This is a genomic window from Vibrio sp. 811 (assembly GCF_033339195.1).
The window spans coordinates 1-570 of record NZ_JAWOUB010000721.1 but is presented as its reverse complement, the minus strand read 5'-3'; the positions used below and the strand labels follow the sequence as shown (position 1 = coordinate 570).

The window sequence follows — 570 nt, the reverse complement described above, 5'->3', positions numbered from 1 at the left end:
TTATGTGAACGCTTCTGAAGGTGGCGGTCAAGAAATTCGTGCGAAATACCCACTTGCTGACGCTCGCGTACAAGTTAAGGAAATTCCAGGTTCTCCTGGTTCTTACAACGCGGTTGCTTGGCTCAAGCCATGGCTTCAAATGGAAGAGCTAACCACGGCGTTAAGACTCATTGCTAAAATTCCTCCGTCGGGTGGCAAAATAGAGTTAATGGCTGGTGACTTCGACCAGCCATTAAGCCAGGCTTATGGTAGTTATGACGAAAATAGATGCATTAAACTTTCTAGACCCAGAGGAACTCACACACGAGTTTACACCGATGGGCCTGGCTGAGTTTGACAGTCATTGGTTGACTCAATTTGTTGAATGTTCAGATTCAACACTTGCGGCACGAATTTGGTTGGAAGGCACGCAATCTAAAGATTTTGCGAGGTTTCGCCATAGCATTGTGAGCACGATTAATACCATTGACACACTATTACAGAAGCAGCTCAATGAGATCATTCATCATCCAGATTTTCAGAAATTAGAGTGCAGTTGGGTAGGCGTTCGATATTTATGTGAACAAGTTG

At 44.4% G+C, this 570-nt stretch carries 1 protein-coding gene and 1 pseudogene; both read left to right on the top strand.

All coding sequences use genetic code 11. The features are described 5' to 3' along the window. Positions 1-196, top strand: a pseudogene (locus R7Q46_RS29050) (type VI secretion system contractile sheath large subunit); the annotation flags it as partial. A gap of 58 nt (positions 197-254) precedes the next feature. Then, positions 255-570, top strand: a 316-nt coding sequence (locus tag R7Q46_RS29045) for a type VI secretion system contractile sheath domain-containing protein (RefSeq protein ID WP_318078561.1), incomplete at its 3' end; no start/stop codon positions are given.